We start from the raw sequence: 19629 nt of genomic DNA on the forward strand, positions 1-19629 counted from the left end.
CGAGTCGGACGGCGGCGTGGGGCTTCCGGAGGGCAACATCCACATGCGATTTAGGCGTCGACGGCCGCGGCCCCGTCTCCGCCGGTCTCGGCGACGTCGGCGGCCGACTCGGCCCCCGTCGGCGTCACGGCCTCAAACGTGAGGCCCTCTGCGTCCTCGTCCAGCTCGATGCGGACGTGGTCGCCGTCCGCAATCGTGCCATCGAGCAGCGCCTGCGAGAGGCCGTTCGACACGTGCCGCTTCATCACGCGCTTCAGCGGGCGGGCGCCGAAGGCCGGGTCGTAGCCCCGGTCGGCGAGCCAGTCCTTCGCGTCGTCGCCGAGCGCGAGCGCCAGGTCGTGGTTCTTCGCGGCCAGGCGCTGGACACGCTGGAACTGGATCTCGACGATCTCGCGAATGTGCTCGCGGCTGAGCGAGCGGAACATCACGATGTCGTCGATCCGGTTCAGGAATTCCGGCTTCACCTGGCGACGTAGCATCTTGAGGACCTCCTCCTCGAGCGTCTGATGCTCGCGCTCCGAGAGGTACCCGCCCTCAACCTCATCCATCCGCTCCGAGATCACGTCGGAGCCCATGTTCGAGGTCATGATGATGATCGTGTTCGTGAAGTCCACCGTGCGGCCCTGGTTGTCGGTGAGGCGCCCGTCGTCGAGCACCTGCAGGAGCACATTGAAGATCTCGGGGTGTGCCTTCTCGATCTCGTCGAGCAGCACCACGGAGTAGGGCTTGCGCCGGACCGCCTCGGTGAGCTGCCCGCCCTCCTCGTAGCCGACGTAGCCGGGCGCCGCGCCGATGAGACGGCTGGCCGTGTGGCGCTCCTGATACTCGCTCATGTCGATGCGCACCATCGCGTTCTCGTCGTCAAAGAGGAACGTGGCGAGGGTTTTCGCCAGCTCCGTCTTGCCGACGCCAGTGGTTCCCAGGAAGATGAACGAGCCGATCGGCTGGTCGCCCTCCTGCATGCCCGTGCGCCCCCGGCGAACGGCGTTCGAGACCACCTCGATGGCCTCGTCCTGGCCCACCACGCGCTCCGACAGCTCCTCTTCCATGCGGAGGAGCTTCGCGCGCTCGCTCTCCAGCATCTTCGACACCGGAATGCCGGTCCAGTTGGAGACAATCTCGGCGATGTCCTCGCCGTCGACCTCTTCCTTCAGCAGCGCCCCGTCTTCCTGGATCTCTTCGAGCTTCGCGTTGGCCTCTTCGGCCTCCTCCTTCAGGTCCGGGATGTCGCCGTACTGGATTTCGGCGACCTCGTCGTACTTGCCCTCCCGCTCCAGGTTTTCAGCCTTCACGCGGAGCGCGTCGATGCGCTCCTTCGCCGAGCGGACCGTCTGGATGAGGTCCTTCTCCTCTTTCCAGCGGGCCTTGAGTTCGTCACGCTCATCCTCGAGGTCGGCAATCTTCCGGTCGATCTCGTCGAGCTTCTCGGCCTGGTCGCCCTCGTCGCGCTTCACGGCCTCGCGCTCAATTTCGAGCTGCCGGATCTCCCGCTCCAGCTGGTCGAGGTCGGCGGGCATCGAGTCAATCTCCATGCGCAGCCGGGCGGCCGACTCGTCGATCAGATCGATCGCCTTGTCCGGCAGCTGCCGGTCGGTGATGTAGCGCTCGCTGAGGTCGGCGGCGTTGATGAGCGCGCCGTCGTTGATGCGCACGCCATGGTGCACCTCGTAGCGCTCCTTGAGGCCGCGCAGGATTGAGACCGTGTCCTCCACGCTCGGTTCGTCCACGAGCACCTTCTGGAAGCGGCGCTCCAGGGCCCGGTCGTCCTCGATGTGCTTGCGGAATTCGTCGAGCGTGGTCGCGCCGATGGCGCGTAGCTCACCGCGGGCGAGGGCCGGCTTCAGAATGTTGGCTGCGTCCATCGCCCCCTCGGACGCCCCGGCCCCGACGAGCGTATGCAGCTCATCGATGAAGAGGACAACTTCGCCGTCGGACTCGGACACTTCGTTGACGACGGCCTTGAGCCGGTCCTCAAACTCGCCCCGGTACTTGGAGCCGGCCAGGAGCGCGCCCATGTCGAGCGCCACGATGCGCTTCGACTGCATCGACTCGGGCACGTCCCCCTGCACAATACGCGTGGCGATGCCCTCCGCGATGGCCGTCTTCCCGACGCCCGCCTCGCCCACGAGCACCGGGTTGTTCTTCGTGCGGCGGCTCAGGATCTGGAGCACGCGGCGGATCTCCTGCTCACGCCCGATCACCGGGTCGATGTTGCCCTCGCGGGCCATCTCGTTCAGGTCTTTTGCAAACCGGTCGAGGGCCTCGTATCGACTCTCGGCGTGCGGATCGTCGGCCCCCTGTCCACCACGCACGTCCTCCAGCGCCTCCATGACGTGCTCTTTCGAGCCGCCCTGGTCGCGGAGGGCCTGGCCGACCTCGTTCTGCCCCTCCACGAGACCGATGAGCAGGTGCTCGGTCGAGACGTACTCGTCGTCCATTACGTCTGCCTCGGCGCGAGCACGGTCAAAGACCTTCTTCAGCTCCTCCCCAACATACTGGTCGCCAGCGCTTGCGCCCGTCACCGTGGGCAGCGACTCCAGGGCCGCCTCGACCTCCGTGCGGAGGCGATCGATATTCACCCCCACGCGCCGTAGGATCGATACGGCCACGCCATCGGGGGCGCTCAGAAAAGCCTCCAGCAGGTGCGGCGGCTCGATACCCTGGTGATTCTTGGAGGCCGCAAACTCCATCGCCTTCTGGACAGCCTCCTGGGCCTTGACGGTAAATTTCTGCAGGTTCATAAGTTGGAATCGGGGTTGGTCAAACGGCAATGGGAGTGCGGCGCAGCCCGTGTCCTCGGCGCACGTCTCCGAACGGGCCTCCACGCTACGCATCCACTGCAATAGACGAAAAGTGTACCAGACGGTAACGATCTGACAGGATGACAGGAAACACGCAGGGACAAGAGGGCCGAAGCGAAAAGACACCCGCATTGTCACACGGGTCTTTGGACTCCTCGTGAGACTGTGTGGGCAAACCGCGTGGAGACTGCCAGCACAAAAGTCGTTCTCAGAACTGAATTGTAGCCCCGAGTCCAGGGTAGGTCCCCTCGGCCGTCGTCAGCGCAGTCGGGGCCACAGACCACGTCCTGCCTGAGCGATCAGCCGCGCCCCTCAAGGAGACCTGCTCGTTTGTGCCGCGAAAGGCCTCGACGAGGGCCCACCCACCAAGCACGACCGACGTAGCTCCGGCGAGGGAGGAGACCGTTGGGTACTCTGCACCGTCCCGCAGTCCAATCGTGAGGCTTGTGGCCCCACTGGCGACTCCCATGGCGCCGCCGACGATGCTGTGGGTGTCCCGTTCGAGCAAGACGCCATTTACGAGAGAGGCGCCGACACTCACGCTCAGAGCAGTCACTTCCAGGGCAGGGGCCTCTTCGTTATCTGAGGGAGGCGGATCCGAAAGACGCCCCCCATCATACGTGGGTTGGATCATCGCCAGTTCGCGGCGGGTGAACCCGTTGCGTTTCGCCCACCGATCAATGGCGGGCAGGTCCATGTCCTGCACGTCGGCCAAGTGGTACTGCGCGTCGATTCGTTCAGCGAGATCGCGCCCGGCCGATGCGGTGATCAGGTGCCCCACCGCGCATAGACGGCCCTCTGCGTCGATGAATACGGGCGATCGGCCCGGTACCTCGGTGTTTTGAGGAAACCGGCCCTGTGTCCAGTACTCGTGGAGACGGTCGAGCAGCTCAGCGCGGCGAGCCCGCTGGGCGGTAGACAGCGCAGGCCGGGGCCGCGCACGGAGCATCCGCTCCACGTAGGCAAGGTGCGTTTGCAGACGCAGGCGCTCCGGCGTATGAGGGTCTGGGGCGACTCCGAAGGTCGCCCGGAAGCTCTCGTTTCCGAGGAGGGCATTGGCCGGGCGGACCTCATCCGTCGGGGCGGTTGCAGGCGGTACGTCCTCGTGGAAAATACTGTCCCCAACGGTCAGAACAAGTAGGAAGGCCGTGGCGATGAAGGCAGCGGTGCGCATGGGAGGTCTGGCCGACAATGTTGGAGGTCAATTCTATTCTACATGCACGTAGCGGGACACGAATGACTAGGTGGACATCAGGGCAGTCGCGCGTCCCCGCACGGTTTTGCGAAGGGCCGTTCTTTTCCCGGATCTACCAGCGTGCGGAGCGTTCTGCCATTCCGCAATTCCCTCTGCCTGCCGCCCCCCAATTTGTGCCGCACTGCGTCATAGCCCGGAACCAATGACGCGCTGCGTTATTGGTATATTTGTAGTATCTCACACATTGCAATCGCGTTTTCCTCGCAGGCCCATCCATCAACGACTCAACGGACTGTCATGACGGCCACGAACGACGAGACGCCCACGGACGACCGGAAAGGCTTTTCCTTAAAGACCCTGCCCGACGAGGTATCGGGACGGGCGCGCGAGGTCTGGCTCGCCGGCCTCGGGGCGCTGGAGCGGCTCGAACAGGAAGGCGACAAGGTGTTCGAGACGCTCGTGGAGCGCGGCCGGAACTACGAGGACGCGCGCCGCGACCAGATCGAGAAGGCCACCGAGACCGTCGTCGAGCAGCAGGAGACCCTTACCGAGGACGTGTCCCAGCGGCTCGACGACGCCACGCAATCGGTGGAGCAAGCCGTCTCGGACACCCTCAGCGGCACGCTCGGCCAGCTCGGGCTGGCCAGCCGCAGCGAGGTGCGCAACCTCTCCCGGCGCGTGGGGGAACTGTCGAAAAAGCTAGACGCCCTCTCGGAGATGCTGAATGCCCAGCAGACGGCCGTCGAGGCCCGCGTCTTCCACGTCGCGCCCAGCGACGAGGGGTGGAGCATCACGGTGGAGGGCGAGGACGCCCCCGTCGGCGCCCACGACACGAAGAAGGAGGCCGTGAGCACGGCCCGCGCCACGGCCAAGGAGCAGGCCCCCAGCCAGCTCGTCGTCCACAAGCAGGACCGCTCGGTCCAGGAAAGCTTCTCGTACGACGCGGACGACGCGTAGCCCTTGGCCTGCCGATCCCCCATGGCACAGGAGCGGCCGTCCTGCCCGGGACGGCCGCTCTTTTCGTGGGTGCCTCCACTCCTACGTCGCTCCCTTCGATCCGTCTCAACCTCAACTCATGCACGCCGGAGCCCTCCACGAGAAGCTGGAGCAGTTCGATGAACAGTGGGCCCCCCGCATCATCGCGGCGGTGAACGACCAGCACGTCAAGCTCGCCAAGCTGGAGGGGCCGTTCGACTGGCACCACCACGACGGCGCGGACGAGTTCTTTCTCGTCCTCCGCGGACGGCTCGTCATCGAGTTTCGGGACGCGGACGACCGGCGGCTCGGCCAGGGCGACTTCTGCGTCGTCCCGAGCGGCACCGAGCACCGCCCGGTGGCGCCCGACGGGGAGGTGCACGTTCTCCTCGTGGAGCCCGCCGCGACCCGCAACACCGGGAATCTCGACACCGACCGCACGGTTGAGGACCCCGAGTGGATTTGAGCCGCCGGCCCGGACTGGGGCGGACTGTTGAAGGACGGGATTCACCAGCCGCACGCCGCCTTTCCGAATCGACGGCGACGCGTTTTTCTTTTCCAGAGCCCCCCTCGCCATGATCCACCAGGATGTGCTGATGCGGCAGATCCGCCAGTTCACGAAAGCCATCGCCACGCTGCTGGGCGAGTCCTCACGCGAACAGCCCGACGACCTGTTGCAGGAGATTGACGACGCCTGCCGCACCCACCTCGACGGGCAGGCCGAGGATCTCCGGACGCTCCCGCCCGACGCCCTGCTGGAGCTGTGCCACGACAACGACCAGTTTGTGCCGGACGTGGCCCAGACACTCGCGCGGGCCCTCCACCGGATGGGCGAGACGTACGAGTACCGGGACGATGCCGAGAGTGCCGGGGGGTGCTTCGCCCGGTCCCTCCTCCTCTACCGCCACCTGCTCCACGACCCCGACGCCCCGGTCTCGTGGCAGGCCGGCACGACCGTCGCCGCGCTGTCGAAGCGAGTGGACGCGTTGCCCGTGGACGACGCCACCCAGGAGGCGTTGGACGCGCTGCGGAATGGGACCAGCTAGTGCGGGATCAGCTAGTCAAGCATCCCGCCGTCGACTCCGCTCGGCTCTCGGAACTGATACGAGGCAAGTCGGCGGTAGAGCCCCCCCTCCTGCATCAGCTCGGCGTGGGTGCCCCGCTGCACGATGCGGCCATCGTCGAGTACGAAGAGGCGGTCGGCGGTCTGGACGGTAGAGAACCGGTGCGCAATAATGAAGGTCGTGCGTCCCTCCATGAGCCGCTCCAGGGCCTCCTGCACGAGGGCTTCCGACGCGGAGTCGAGGGACGAGGTGGCCTCGTCGAGCAGCAGCAGGCGCGCGTCGCGCAGCAGGGCCCGGGCGATAGCGACGCGCTGGCGCTGCCCGCCGCTCAGCTTGACCCCCCGCTCGCCCACCTCGGAGTCGTAGCCATCGGGCAGGTCCACAATGAAGTCGTGCGCGTTGGCGGCGCGGGCCGCCTCGGCCACCGCCTCGTCGGACGCATCGAGCCGCCCGTACCGGATGTTCTCCTCGATCGTGGCGTTGAACAGGTGCACCTCCTGCGACACAGACGCGATCTGCGCACGCAGGGACTGCCGGGAGACGTGGCCCAGGTCGTGATCGTCGACGAGGACACGCCCCTGTTGGGGGGCGTAGAAGCGAGGAATGAGGCTCATGAGCGTCGACTTCCCCGCCCCGCTCGGCCCCACGAGGGCAACCGTCTCGCCCGCCGCTACGTCGAGCGAGATGTCCTTGAGTACGGGCAGGCCCTCATCGTAGGCGAAGGTGACATCGTCGAGGCGCACCCGACCCTCGATCGGGGGCAGGTCGACGGCGTCCGGGGCGTCGCGGAGGTGAGGATCGGTGTCGAGCAGGTCGAACAGGCGCTCCGTGGCCCCGGCGGCGCTGTTGAAGGTGGAGTAGAGCTGAGACATGCTGCTCACGCTCCGCGCGATGTTGAAGGCGTAGAACACGAACGCCACGAGGTCCCCCTCCGTGAGCCGCCCGGCCAGCACCTCGATGCCGCCGTACCAGAAAATCGCCACGAGGGCGGCGAAGAAGAGCAGCCCCACCGTCGACTCGAACAGGGCTGAGACGACCACCCGGTAGCGCGCCGTGCCAAAGAGATCTTCCACCGCCTCGTTGTAGCGGTTTACCTCGTAGTCGGATCGCGCAAACGCCTTTACGACGCGGATGGACGCGAGGGCCTCCTCCGCCACCGCGGTCGTGTCGGCCAGCCGGTCCTGGATGTCGCGGGCGAGCGCCCGAATCTTGCGCCCGAAGTAGATCGCAAACCCGGTGACGGCCGGCACGATGAGGAAGATGATGAGGCTGAGGCGCCAGTTGAGTACCACCATGAGCGCCACCGAGCCCACCAGCGAGAGCGACTGGGTCAAGAAATTGGGGAGGGCGTCCTTTACCGCGCTCCGCACCGACCCCACGTCGTTGGTGAGGCGCGAGGTGAGATCGCCCGTGCGGTGATCGGTGAAGAACCGCAGGCTCTGCCGGTGGAGGTGCCGGTAGACCTTCTTTCGCAGGTCCGCTACCACGCGCTCGCCGGTCCAGCCCAGCAGGTACTTGCCCCCAAAGGCCGCCGCGGACCGGGCCAGAAAGAGCACGATAAGCGCCACGGTCAGCCAGTCGAGCAGGGCCCGGTTTTCCTGCTGAAACACCGCGTCCACCAGCTCGCGCAGCCCCAGTGGCACGACGAGTGCCACCGCCGCCCCCACCACGGTGAGCACCACGGCCCCTACGAGGCGGACGCGGTAGGGCCACCCAAGCTGAAGGATGCGCCGGAGGGACGTCCACAGCCGCTCGGGACGGAGCGACGACTCTTCGGACGTGGAATCGGGCTCCGGCATCGGCGACGCAGGTGGATGATGGACAGGGTGTACGAACTTGACCTCAGTGAATCAACCCCTTCTGCGACGGCAGGGATTCGCAGGGGGCGTTCCCCTTTGGGAAAAAAACGCCAAACCAGGGGCCCATGCACAGGACAGAGTCGGGACCACCGCGCCGGCCCGCCCCCTGTAGATCCTCTCTCGACCGCGGAATCGGACGCAACAACCGCAGGGCATGCGTGTGAAAGGGGCAGAGTCATTTTCTTCGCCCACCGCCGTCCTCCCATGCGCTCCTCTACACTGTCCCTCTTGCTTCTCCTCTCGGTCGGGGTCCTCGGCGCCTGTGGAACCACCGGCGGCGCCCTGTTCGACGACGGACGTGGGTCGTACGTTCAGGAAAACGCGCTGTCGGGCAAAGACAGCGTGCACGTGGTGGAGGGTCGCATCTACCGCGGAATGCCGATCGACCACGCACTGGCGGCCCTGGGGCCGCCCGCTAGCCAGGACACGACGACGGCAGACGGCGAGACGCGCATCGAGTACACGTACCGGTCGCGCCCTAATGCCTTCGACCCCGGCAACGTCCCCCGGGCGTACATCTACGCGGTGGACCAGACGGTGACCGACTGGACAAACCTGAACCGGATCCCCCGCTTCGACGCGTACTACGAGGGCGGGATGTGACCGGGCATTCCGAAAAATACCCAGGCGACGGAGGACCTCCCCAAGCGAGGCCTTCACGGAGCCCTTGATCGCCCCCGAACATACAGGGAGCCCTCCGTTCATCGACCGTTCGTCCCGCGAGTCTACAGGAACCGGAGCACACTGACGCCGAGACTGAGTCCCCGCGCGTCGAGGCGCTTGGTCACGTCGAGGCGGAGGGTGTCGTAGAGCAGGCCGTTGACCGAGAGCCCAATCTCGTGGTGGACCCCGTCTGCGGTGCGGAGCCGCTGCCCCGCGTCGTCCCCGATCCAGGTGCGCCCATGGCCCCCATGGAGAATGAGGTCGACGTCCTGCTCGACCGGCGCCTGCCACCCGAGGAGCTCGAAGAGTACCGTGCGGAAATTGTGCTCCCAGAACAGGGCCGCGTGGTGCTCCCCCTGGTACGGGCGGTCGTCGAGCGTGCGGAGCGCCCCGAACGGCGTGTAGGGCTGCGGGCTCGCCTCGATCACGCCGAAGCGCTGTAGGGGAGGATCGCCGAATGAGGCCCCAACGTCGACCCGAAGATCCAGCGTGTTGGGGCGGAAGCGACGCTGGAAGAAGGTCGCGAGTCGGGCGTCGGCCACCGCCGCCACCCGCGTGAAGTCGAAATCACTCGCCGCCACGTCCGGATCACTGTGCTCGACGGTGGCCTTCACGCGATTGATGGGCGTTACGCCCAGCAGCCCGCCGTCGCCCAGCGTGGCGGTGAGCGCCACCGACCGCAGCCGACCGGCGTTCACCGGCGGGTTGACGGGCTGCGCCGCGGAACGGCTAAGGACATTATAGTCCGTGCTCTTCGCAACGGAGAAATGACGCTCGTTACGGAGCTGGAGGGCGAGGCCCAGATCGGGATTGGAAAAGGCGTGCCGGACGGACACGCGGAGGCGCTCATTGCCGAAGTAGTCGAAGTAGTCCGGCGCCCCCGCAAGCGTCCAGAGGCTGTTTGAGAGGCGCGCCCAGATCGGAACCATGCGCGAGCGGGCCCGGTAGCGCGGCTCGATGCCGTAGTGGTACCCGGCGGACAGGTCCGTGTCGTCCCCCAGTGGCAGGGTGGCCTCGCCCCCGTACGACCACTGGGCGGACCCCGAGGGGCCGGTGTTGTAGCCGCCCCGCCCCGTGACGGCGAGCGGCCCAACGCCGAAGTCGAGCCGCACGCCAAAGTGCCCCCCTTCCACGCGGTTAAAGCGAAGAATCGGAAGCCCACCTTCAAAGTCGACGATTGAGTCGGCGCCCGCGCCCTCCCCGTCGCCGGAGTCGTCATCCGCCCCCGTCTCGTCGTCCTCGTCTGCGTCGTCACCGATGCTTAGCCCGTCCTCGCCGCCGACGCCGAGGTCGCGGAGCCACCCCAGGAGCCCGCCGGGATCGAACGCGTCCTCGACCGTGTCGGTGCTGTCGATGCGCGTGTAGGCGGACCGCTCGGCCCGCGAGTACGGCACGAACGGCCCGCCGTCGCGGAGCGTATCGGCCTTGAGGCTGGAGGAGGACTGGACCGCCACCGTACTGTCAAGTCGCGCAACGGAAGTCGCCTCGTCGGTTGTGTATAGCGAATCGGGGACCGGCCCATTGATCTGGTACCCACTCAGGCGGCTGACCTGCTGGATCTGGATGTCCGAAAACGAAACCAGCGCCGATAATTGCACATCGAGGGTGCGCCGCGCCCGGAAGTCCACCGGAAGCCAATAGGGACCGCCGAAGCTCGAGAACTGCTGCTCGAACGCGAGGTCAACCCCCTTGAAGAGTCGGGACGTGCTCAGCGAGGCCGTGGGGCGGAGCCGCGCCTCCAGCAGGGCGTAGGTGCTGTCCAGCACGGTGACGGTGCCGCGAAACGTGGAGGAGAGGCGACTCTCCGGCTCCACCCGGATGCGAAAGGCCCGGCGCCCATCGATGGCACGCAGGGTGTCGAGCGTAAAGTCGTAGTAGTCGAGCGCGTCAGGATGGGTGACGCCGACCATCCGGTTGCCGAAGACCTCGACGTTGTCGCGGTACAGGTTGAGGACCGTCGCGGCGGCCGGGAGAGCGCCATCGGCAAGATTTTGGAGGTTGGCCGTGCCGCGCTGCGAGCGCACCACCTCGCGGGTCCCGCGCTCCGCGTCCCAGAACGCGGTGGTCTGACTCTCCGTGATGGCCGCAATCGTGGTGTCGCTGGCCAGCGTGAACCGGTTGTACGCCTCCACGGAGTAGCTCTTGAGCTCCGGCCACCACTCCTGCTTGTTCTCAATCACGCGCCGCATGATGGTCTCGCCGGGATTCCCAGAGCCGGTCACCCGCACCTCCTCCATCTGTACGGTCGAGGGCATCAGGCGGAATGTCTGGCGGGACTCCGTCTCGGCCGTAATGCGGCGCCGGACGGACTCGTAGCCGACGTAGCGCACGACGACGGTGGCCGGCAGGCTGTCGAGCGCCAGGGTATACTGCCCGTCCGCGTTCGTGACGGTCCCCTGGTACGTATCCGCGACGCGGAGATTGGCCTGCGGGAGGGGCCGCTCCGTGTCGGCATCCACCACGCGTCCCTGCAAGGTGGTGGCGGTCGTGTCCTGCGCGTGAGCGGCCGCAGGGCCGATCGTCAACAGGAGGATGGGAAGTAGAACGAGACGAAAGAGACGCGACGTGCTACGCACGGCCATGCTGGATTTGAAGGATCATCCGTGAAAGCTCCAGACGCGGGGTGAGCGGACCGCGTCGTCTATCCAATCGAGACGTCCGCGCCCGCCAGCGCCGGGTCGTCGACCGATTCAATCCGCTCTAGTTTCCCGTCGCGGAGGTGGATGACACGACGGGCGTGGTGGGCGATGGGCTCCTCGTGGGTCACGAGCAGGATCGTATTCCCCTGCCGATGGAGGCCCTCCAGAAGCTGCATGATTTCGTCGCCGGTCTCCGTGTCGAGGTTGCCCGTCGGCTCGTCGGCCAGCAGGAGCGAGGGGCGGTTCACGAGGGCGCGGGCGGTGGCCACCCGCTGGCGCTGTCCCCCGGAGAGCTCGTTGGGCCGGTGGTCGAGCCGGTCGCCGAGCCCCACACTGCGGAGCGCTTCGGCCGCCCGCTCGCGCCGGTCGCGCTTCGACATGCCGGCGTAGATGAGCGGCAGTTCGGCGTTGCGCAGGCAGTTGACCCGGGGGAGCAGGTTGAACGTCTGGAAGACGAATCCGATCTCGTGGTTGCGGATCTCTGCGAGCTCGTCGTCGGAGAACGTGCTCACGTCTTCGCCCCGCAGGTGATAGGTGCCGCTCGTGGGCGTATCGAGGCATCCGAGCATGTTCATGAACGTCGACTTGCCCGAGCCGGAGGGCCCCATGACGGCCACGTAGTCGCCCTCTTCGATCGAGAGCGTGACCCCATCGAGCGCCCACACTTCCTGGTTCCCCATCATGTATCGCTTCTTCAGCTCGTTCACTTCGATGAGGGCCTGGTCCGACGCATTAGTCGGGGCCCCATTGGTGGCGAGTGCTTCCATGGCGGTTGCTAGTTTGATGTGAGCAAAACGGGGTGCGCGGACGTCGTCCGTCCAGCCTTGGTCTTCCTCGAATGCGGGGTGGGAAACGCGGCGAGGGGTTGCATCGCCCCTCCCGCTCTCCCCTACTCCCCTACTGGGTCATGGCGATAGCTTCGCCCGACGGGCCGTCTTCTTCACCGGTTCGGATCTTCATTCCGGGCTCCAGCCTGCGGCTGACGGCGCTGTACGGCCCGGTGATGACCGTCTCGCCCCCCTCCAGGCCGGCCTTGATTTCCATGTACGTATCGTCGGCGATGCCGGTGTTTACCTCGACCATGCGGGCCGAGTCGCCCTCCGCCACGAACACGACGCGGCGCAGGTCCTCCGTCTCATCGCCCTCTGTGGCCGCGTCGGACGAGGCGCCGGAACGGGTCTCGGCGAAGTCACGCACGGTCACGGCCTGAATGGGCACGGCCACCGCGTCCTCCGCGGTCTCGGTGTAGATGTCGACCGCCCCGCTCATGCCGGGACGAATCACCGGCGAGCGCCCGTCCGACGGGACCTCGGGGCGCGCGATGGCGCCCTCATCGCCGGTCGTGAGCCCGGTGTTGGGGTTGTCGAGCACGCGGATCGTGACGGGAAAGTTGGTGACTTCATTCTGGCTTCCCTCGTTCTGAATGCGGGCCGAGTTGGCGATCTCCGTGACGGCCCCCTGGAAGGAGCGGTCGGGGTGCGCGTCGAACTCGATGGTGGCGGAGTCCCGGGACGCGACATTTACCACGTCGCCCTCGTTGACGTCCACCTCCAGCTCCATCTGCCCGAGCCGCGACACCCGCATCATCTCGGTTCCGGCGCGCTGCTGGGTCCCCACTACGCGCTCCCCCTCCTCGACCTCGAGACGCGTGAGCGTGCCCGTCATGGGGGCGTAGATGCGGGTCTTCTGGAGCTGCTCGCGGGCATCTTGAAGGTCGGCCTGCGCACTCTCCACCCGGAAGCGCGCCGCCTCCAGCTGCGCCACGGCCTGATCGTACGTGGACTTGGCGTCTTCAAAGTCACTCGCCGAGACGACCTCCTTCTCGTACAGCTTCTTCTGCCGGTCGTAGGTGCGGCGGGCCTGCACCGAGTCGGCCCGGCGCTGGGCAAGGGTCGCCTTCGCCTCCGAGACGCCCGCCTCGGCCCGCTCCACGGCGGCCCGGTAGTCGTCGGCCTTGAGGCGGGCGAGCAGGTCGCCCTGCTGCACCGCATCGCCCTCCTTTACGGGGAGCTCCACGATCTCTCCCGACACGTCGGGGCTGATCTCAACCTCCACCTCGGGCTGGGCACGGCCAAAAGCCGTCACCACCTCGGTGATGGTGCGTCGGTCGGCCCGCTCCGACTCGACTTGCAGGCCGCGGTCGCCGCCGCCAAACCATCCCAGTTGCCACCCGAGGCCCCCGGCAGCGAAGAGAACGAGCAGCAGGCCGCCGCCCGCGTACAACATGCGATTCGAGGTACTTTTTGAGGAGGCCATGGCTGAAAAGGTCTGTGTTCTGTAGAGAGGCACGAAAAGGACGATGGGGGCTCTACCGACTGGCCGGCGCACCCAAGAGGGGCGCAGACGGGGAGAGCCGTCCTACGTTGTAGTCGATCCGCTTCTGCTGGAAGAAGAGTTCATATCGGGCCCGCACCTGCTGGCTGGCCGCGTCGACGTAGTCGCGAATGGCGTTCTGCAGCTCCACGATGTCCGCGGACCCGAGCTGGTAGCGCTCCTGGGCGGCCGTGCGGGCCCGCTCGGCGGCCCGGAGCCGCTTGTTGGCGGCCTCCAGTTGCTGCACGGCGTTCTGGTAGTCGAGGTACGACTGCCGGACCTGCAGGGCAATCTCCTGGCGCTGGTCCTGAAGGGCGTACTCGGCGTCCTGAGCCTGCACGCGGGCCTGCTCCACCTGACTGTTGCGCCGGAGGCGGTCGAAGATGGGAATGCTGATGGCCAGCGAGATGCCACCGCCCCGGTTCACGTCGAGCTGGTTAGTAAAGTCGTCGCTCACGTCTCCCCCCACGCCCCTGCTCGACCAGTCCGTTCCGTAGCTGCCGCTCAGCGACAAGCTGGGGTAGTAGGCGGACCGCGCGGACCGAATGCCTTGCTCGGCGGCTCGCTGCTCGGCCTCCGCCACGCGCAGGTCCAGACGCTCCTGAAATGCCTCGTCGATCAGGGAGGACAGCTCGTACCGGCTGGTGTCCAGGGTGCCTCCCTCCAGGCTTGGCACCTGGAAGTCGTAGGCCTCTCGGGGGTTGAGCTGGAGGGTCTGGATGATCTGCGTCTGGCTGATCTCCCGCTCCCGCTTCCCCTGCAGGAGCTGCTGCTCGGCGTCGGCCAGGTCGGCCTCGGCCGTGTAGAGGTCCGAGGTGGGCCGCGAGCCGGCCTCCACAAACTCCTCGATCTGGCGCAGCCGCTTGCGCTGCGCCTCAACCTGCTCCCGCCGCACCCGCACAATCTCTCGGCTCTCGACGAGGGCGATGAACTGGTCCATCACATCGAACACCACCTCTCGCCGCGTCCGCTTCAGGTTGGTCTGGTTCGCCCCGGCCTGCTCGCGGGCCTCCCGGAGGGAAGAGATGTTCTCAAACCCGTTGAAGAGCGTGACGCTCGACCGGCCGCTCAGGTTGAAGAAGTCCGTCGACTGCGTCGTGAAATCGCCCGTCACCTGACTGAAGTTGCGCCCGACGCGCCGAGAGATGTCCGAGTCGATGCTCAGGTCAGGTGCAAAGTCCATCCACTCCGATTGCACCTGGATGTTCGACTGCCGGGCCTGCGCCTGCGCCCGCTTGATGTTGGTGTTCTGGTCGAGGGCGGTGCGCACGGCCTCGTCGAACGTCACCTGCGTGGTGTCCTGCGGCTGCTGCATCTGCGCGGTCGCCGGGGCGACCCCGACCGTGAGGAGGACGGCGAGAAGGCTCAGCCCAGCCGAGACGGGACGGAAGAAGGGAAATCGTTGCATGAGGAGTGTCGAGAATGATGGGAGAACACGAATGGTCGGCGCCGGCCGCTACTCGTACCGGAGGGACTCGATGGGATCGAGGCGGGCGGCCTTGTAGGCCGGATAGCCGCCGAAGACGATGGCCAGCAGGGTGACGCCCCCCACGGCAATGGCCGCCCACATCCACGGGAAGGAGGGACTGATGTCCCAGTAGAGAGCCGCCAGGTTCCCGCCCATCCCCCCGAGTACGATGCCGATCAGGCCCCCAATCTGGCACAGGACGATGGCCTCCAGTAGAAACTGGCCCAGGATGTTGCGCCACTTCGCCCCGACCGCCTTGCGAATGCCAATCTCTTTCGTTCGCTCGGTTACGGAGACGAGCATAATGTTCATGATGCCCACCCCGGCGGCCAGCAGGGAGATGAGTCCCACGAGCGCTCCGCCTGTCGTGAGCGTGCTCGTGAACTGGCCGAAGGTGCTGCGGAGGAAGTCGCTCGACTCGATGTTGAAGGTGCTCGGCGCCCCGGGCTCCACCTGCCGAATGACCCGCAGCTGGCTTCGCACCTCGTCTTCCGCGGCCGTAAGCTGGTTGGGCGAGGCGGCTCGGATGCGCGTGTCGTCCATGCTGCGGCCGCCGCTTCCGTACGCCCCCGCCAGGTGCGTAAGGGGGGCGTACACCCGAACGTTCGGACTCCGAAAAAGCCCCGCCTTCTCGGCCAAGACCCCCACCACTTCCAACCGCACCCGCCCGATGCGTACCTGCTTGCCGAGTGGACTGACGGCTGGAAAGAGCACGTCGGCCACCTCCGATCCGAGGAGGGCCACCGGACGCCTGCCCTGCACGTCCTGCTCTACAAGGGGCCGCCCCGCCCGCATCTCGTAGCCGAAGTTGGAGATGAACGCCTCGTCGGTGCCGTAGAGCGATACGTTCGGGTTCGTCTCTTGCCGGTCCGACTGGGCCTTTACCCCGCCATCGAACCGTTCGCTCACGCTTACCGTCAGGTCGGTGGCGACCCGGTCCTTGAGGCGCAGGACCTGATCGTGCGTGATGGGCGGATGGTAGCGCCCGGGCCCGTCGCCGCCCCCGTAGTCGTACCGCTCCACCGAGAACGTAGACGCCCCGAAGCCCTGAATCGAGCTCTTGAAGTACTGGTCGATCACGTCCACGGCCGTCACGGCGGCGATGACCGCAAAAACCCCGATGACGATGCCGAGCAGGGTGAGGGCGGAGCGCAATTTGTTGGCCCGGAGCGCCTGGAGCGCCTCCCGGATGGTCTCGAATCCGCTCATGAAAACAGTGGTCTCATTCGGAAAGTGCAGAGGCCCTACCCAATCGGGTCGGCCTGCCCAGCGGCTCCGCTCCGCGCGACCGCAAAGCGGACCGCGTGGCACTGGGCCGCTACTCGTATCGGAGGGCGTCGATGGGGTCGGCCGTGGCGGCCTGCCAGGCCGGCGCGATGCCGAACAGGATGCCGACCCCCACACAGATGGCGAAGGCAAGCCCCACCGTCTGCGCGGGGAGGGAAGCGGTGAGGCCCAGCGCACTCACCCCCATTGCCCCGAGGGCGGAGAGCCCAAGCCCGAGCACCCCTCCAATCAGGCACACAATGACGGCCTCCACGAGAAACTGAAACAGAATGGTGCGCCGCTTGGCCCCCACCGCCTTGCGGATGCCAATTTCTTTCGTTCGCTCCCGCACCGACACGAACATGATGTTCATCACACCGATGCCGCCGACCACCAGCGCGAGCCCGGTCAAGAACAGCCCCACCCCGTAGATGGCGATTCGCACACTCGCGAAGCTGTCCATGACCTGCTGCTGGTCGTTGATCGCAAAATTGTTCTTCTCCCGCGGCCCCACCCCGCGGGCCGTCCGCACGATGCCGGTCAGCTCCTCCTCGGCCCGGTCCATTTGATCGGGAGACGTGACCTTCGCCATGACGTTAACGCCCCGACGCCGACTCACACCAAAAACCTTGTCGTAGGTGCGAAACGGCATGAGAATGCGCTCGTCCGGCGAGCCAGGCCCCCCGAACATGCTGTCGCCCTTCTCTGTCTGCACCCCCACCACCGTGCAGGGGACGCCCCCCATCTTGACCTCTTTCCCGAGCGGCGTAATGGCCGGGAAGAGTTCCGTAGCAATGGTGGCCCCAATCACGCAGACCTGCCGCCCCGCCCGCTCTTCGGATTGCGTGTAGAACCGGCCCTGACTGAGCTCCACGTTGCGGATCCGCCCGTACTGGGGCGGCGATCCCATGATCTCGGCCTCTACCTCTTGCCCTCGGTAGGTCACCTGCCGGTCCGTATTCGTCATCGGCGCCGCCGTCTCCGTAAAGCGCGAGCGCTCCTGAATGGTCTGCGCCAGGGCCGGCTGGATCGCCGGGCGGTTGCGGAGACGCCACCATTCCCGATCAGAGTTTTGGCCCCACGGAAACTGGTCCACGTACAGCACGTCCGTCCCGAGCTGTGAGAGGGCCTTCTCGAACTCCTGGTCCAGCCCGTTGACGACGGTCGCCATCAGCGTCACCGCCGCAATGCCGATGATGACGCCCAGCGTGGTGAGCGTCGACCGCATCTTGTTGGCCCAGATCGCCTGCACGGCAATGCGGACCCCCTCCACGACTTCGAAAACGAAACGGCGCATGGACTTTCGCAAGCGTTCAACAGATACGAAACGGCGTCCCCTCCTCTTTCCTGCCGATTACGCTCTTGCTGGAAGAAATGGCCAGCCGACAGGCGCACCGGCCGCGAGCGACTACCGTGGTGCATCCCCTTCAACACCGAGCCCCCCCGCGTGATGCCACCCTATCGACGAATCGCCCGGTTCGCCCGACGAATCGAAGCCACCGACCGACGAGCAGTAGGCGCCTCCCGGCCTGCCTGAACCGTCCGTCGGAACTGCTCGCGGCCCACCGCGAACTGCGCGTGCACGATCGGGCCATCCCGGTCGATGCTCACGTCGTCAAGCAGTCCCCTTAAATCGTCGGTCTCCGTGTCGTCTCCGGACAGCCGGAGCGCTGCCATCACCCCCTTCGACACGTCCACGACGTTGGAGGCACTGGTCTCGTCCTGCATCGTGAGGTACGCCTCCCCCTCCATCGACTCGGTGGTCAGGGTGATCGAGACGGCCTGCCCGCGCACCTGGCGCCGCAGTCGCTCGAACCGACCGTCGTCCGGGGCCTCGAGGGAGGGCGTCTCGTCGATCCCCAGTGTGCGGTCGGCCCAGGCGCTGAGCATCCGTTGGAGCCCGGCCTCGTTGGGGGCGGGCGTCTCCGCCGCCGCGTCGCCCTGTCCCGCCGCGGAGTCGCGGAGCGCAGTCTGCAGGACATCGCGGCCCACGAGCCACGCCGTGCTGCCGTGCCCCACACGCTCCACGAGCGTCATGTACGACTCGTTGCCGCGCAGGCCGGTCGCCGAGTCCCGGTGCCGGTCCACCATGGCCTCGACGCGCTCGGCGTCCGGGGCCGCGGCGATCACCCCGTCGCGCACAAATCCCATCGTGAGGGTATCGGCGGCGGATGCGTCGTCCGTCTGGCCCTCAGAGACGAGATGGTAGACGGGGACCTCGCGGTAGGTCGTCGCGTGGCCCGCCGCCGGAACGCGGTCCAGGTACTGGTCCATCTGGGTCGGCGTCAGGTCCGCGAACACCACCGCACTGAACGACTGACCACGGCCGCCCGCCCCATATACTGCCTTCAGATCCGTCTCCGGCTCCATGCCCGTCGCGTCCAGGAAGGTGGCCAGGCGAGTGCCTTCTGCCTCTCGGAACTGCTCCCGCAGGTTCATATCCGTCCACGCTTCAAGCCGCCCCGTCGTCGTCTCTAGGTCGACCATGCCGGCAAAGCGAGGCGCCTCCGGAAGAAGAGCCGTCGCCTGTCGCGTCTGCGTGGGAATGCGGTCGGTGAGACTCATGTAGGGCTCACAGCCAGCGAGTCCCACAGCGGCGACGAGCAGAAGGAGGCCCCAGGGCAATAGACGACGAGTGGACATGGCGGCGTAGATCGGTCGGGAGAGAAGGACGGCACGGCGTGGTGCAGCGTCCTGCCGTGTGTCTCTCCCATACGCCCCCTGCCCCGCCGTGATGCCGGGTTTGCGACAGACCGGCCGTGTGGCGCGACGAGTGCCCGAGCAGCGGAGATCGATGTGGCCGCTCCTCGTGCTTTTTTGTTTATCAGTGGAAATCGCCCGTGCATCCAAGTCGCTCTCGCCCCCGGGACAAGGGCGGGCGCCAGAAGGCAGGGCTACACCAGGGTGATGTGCTTCTGCAGACGGTCTTCCGAGATGGACAGCTGGCCTTCCTCATTCACCTTCTCGTACAACGCCTCGGAGCACACCCGGGTGCTCATCTCCTCACACCAGCAGGCAAACTCGTACCCGACGGCCCCGTGGTCGTCACCGAACGCCTCAAACTTGGCCGTCCGCAGGCTTTCCTCCGGGGACGTACCGACGCCCCAGACGATGCCGGTGGTTCCGTCAAACGTCACCCAGTGAGCAGGGGTGGCGACACGCTCAAACTCTTCGAGCTTGGCCCCAAAGGCGGAGTCCTCCTGTTCGACCTCTCTGAATTCCGCGTCGGATGGCCCCCAGACCAGGTCCTTCGGGGCCACTCTCCCATCCGTCTTTTCAACGTAGCCGTCGGGGAGGCCTGCGGATTGTGTCGCGCTGGAATCAGCCATGGTGTATGTTTGGTCTAAGCGGGGCGGCGTGTGGTGTAGACGTATACCGTGAAGATA

Annotated in this window: 15 protein-coding genes; 4 read left to right on the forward strand and 11 right to left on the reverse strand. The window is 66.5% G+C overall.

The window, feature by feature from the left end:
* Positions 1-50 precede the first annotated feature (50 nt).
* Entirely contained in the window at positions 51-2741 is a 2691-nt protein-coding gene (clpB, locus tag OJB03_RS12385; RefSeq protein ID WP_263787910.1) for an ATP-dependent chaperone ClpB, read from the reverse strand.
* Positions 2742-3009: 268 nt separating this feature from the next.
* Positions 3010-3975, reverse strand: a complete 966-nt coding sequence (locus tag OJB03_RS12390; protein WP_263787911.1) for a hypothetical protein — start codon at positions 3973-3975, stop codon at positions 3010-3012.
* A 318-nt stretch (positions 3976-4293) separates the two neighbouring features.
* On the opposite strand from OJB03_RS12390, the gene OJB03_RS12395 reads away from it, so the two are divergent.
* From OJB03_RS12395 to OJB03_RS12405, 3 genes are all read left to right on the forward strand, one after another.
* Entirely contained in the window at positions 4294-4953 is a 660-nt protein-coding gene (locus tag OJB03_RS12395; protein WP_263787912.1) for a phasin family protein, read from the forward strand.
* A 118-nt stretch (positions 4954-5071) separates the two neighbouring features.
* Entirely contained in the window at positions 5072-5437 is a 366-nt protein-coding gene (locus tag OJB03_RS12400; protein ID WP_263787913.1) for a cupin domain-containing protein, read from the forward strand.
* A gap of 109 nt (positions 5438-5546) precedes the next feature.
* On the forward strand, positions 5547-6017 hold the full coding sequence (locus OJB03_RS12405; RefSeq protein ID WP_263787914.1) for a hypothetical protein: 471 nt from the start codon (positions 5547-5549) through the stop codon (positions 6015-6017).
* An 11-nt stretch (positions 6018-6028) separates the two neighbouring features.
* On the opposite strand, the gene OJB03_RS12410 is transcribed toward OJB03_RS12405, so the two are convergent.
* Positions 6029-7834 carry an ABC transporter ATP-binding protein gene (locus OJB03_RS12410; RefSeq protein WP_263787915.1) on the reverse strand — a complete coding sequence of 602 codons (1806 nt, stop codon included), beginning with the start codon at positions 7832-7834 and terminating at the stop codon, positions 6029-6031.
* A 264-nt stretch (positions 7835-8098) separates the two neighbouring features.
* Here OJB03_RS12410 and OJB03_RS12415 point away from each other — a divergent pair, with 264 nt between their 5' ends.
* Positions 8099-8497 (forward strand): hypothetical protein, encoded by a 399-nt coding sequence (locus tag OJB03_RS12415; protein WP_263787916.1) that lies wholly within the window; start codon positions 8099-8101, stop codon positions 8495-8497.
* 122 nt (positions 8498-8619) lie between these two features.
* Here the strand turns inward: OJB03_RS12415 and OJB03_RS12420 are convergent, their stop codons facing one another.
* From OJB03_RS12420 to OJB03_RS12455, 8 genes are all read right to left on the reverse strand, one after another.
* Positions 8620-11139: a DUF5686 and carboxypeptidase-like regulatory domain-containing protein gene (locus OJB03_RS12420; RefSeq protein WP_263787917.1), complete on the reverse strand. Its 2520-nt coding sequence runs from the start codon at positions 11137-11139 to the stop codon at positions 8620-8622.
* 59 nt (positions 11140-11198) lie between these two features.
* Positions 11199-11963, reverse strand: coding sequence for an ABC transporter ATP-binding protein (locus OJB03_RS12425; RefSeq protein WP_263787918.1), 765 nt, complete (start codon positions 11961-11963; stop codon positions 11199-11201).
* A gap of 130 nt (positions 11964-12093) precedes the next feature.
* On the reverse strand, positions 12094-13452 hold the full coding sequence (locus OJB03_RS12430; RefSeq protein ID WP_263787919.1) for an efflux RND transporter periplasmic adaptor subunit: 1359 nt from the start codon (positions 13450-13452) through the stop codon (positions 12094-12096).
* Positions 13453-13504: 52 nt separating this feature from the next.
* Positions 13505-14917, reverse strand: a complete 1413-nt coding sequence (locus tag OJB03_RS12435) for a TolC family protein (protein ID WP_263787920.1) — start codon at positions 14915-14917, stop codon at positions 13505-13507.
* A 48-nt stretch (positions 14918-14965) separates the two neighbouring features.
* Positions 14966-16186, reverse strand: coding sequence for an ABC transporter permease (locus tag OJB03_RS12440; RefSeq protein WP_263787921.1), 1221 nt, complete (start codon positions 16184-16186; stop codon positions 14966-14968).
* Between the two features lie 109 nt (positions 16187-16295).
* A complete protein-coding gene (locus OJB03_RS12445; RefSeq protein ID WP_263787922.1) occupies positions 16296-17540 on the reverse strand; it encodes an ABC transporter permease in 1245 nt (414 codons plus the stop codon).
* Positions 17541-17701: 161 nt separating this feature from the next.
* Positions 17702-18886 (reverse strand): hypothetical protein, encoded by a 1185-nt coding sequence (locus OJB03_RS12450; RefSeq protein WP_263787923.1) that lies wholly within the window; start codon positions 18884-18886, stop codon positions 17702-17704.
* Between the two features lie 251 nt (positions 18887-19137).
* The gene (locus tag OJB03_RS12455; RefSeq protein WP_263787924.1) at positions 19138-19572 is read right to left on the reverse strand and encodes a hypothetical protein; all 435 of its coding nucleotides are present in this window, start codon (positions 19570-19572) and stop codon (positions 19138-19140) included.
* Between the last annotated feature and the right edge of the window lie 57 nt (positions 19573-19629).

Origin of the sequence: Salinibacter grassmerensis, assembly GCF_947077765.1 — a bacterium.
GTDB classification, from domain to species: domain Bacteria; phylum Bacteroidota; class Rhodothermia; order Rhodothermales; family Salinibacteraceae; genus Salinibacter; species Salinibacter grassmerensis.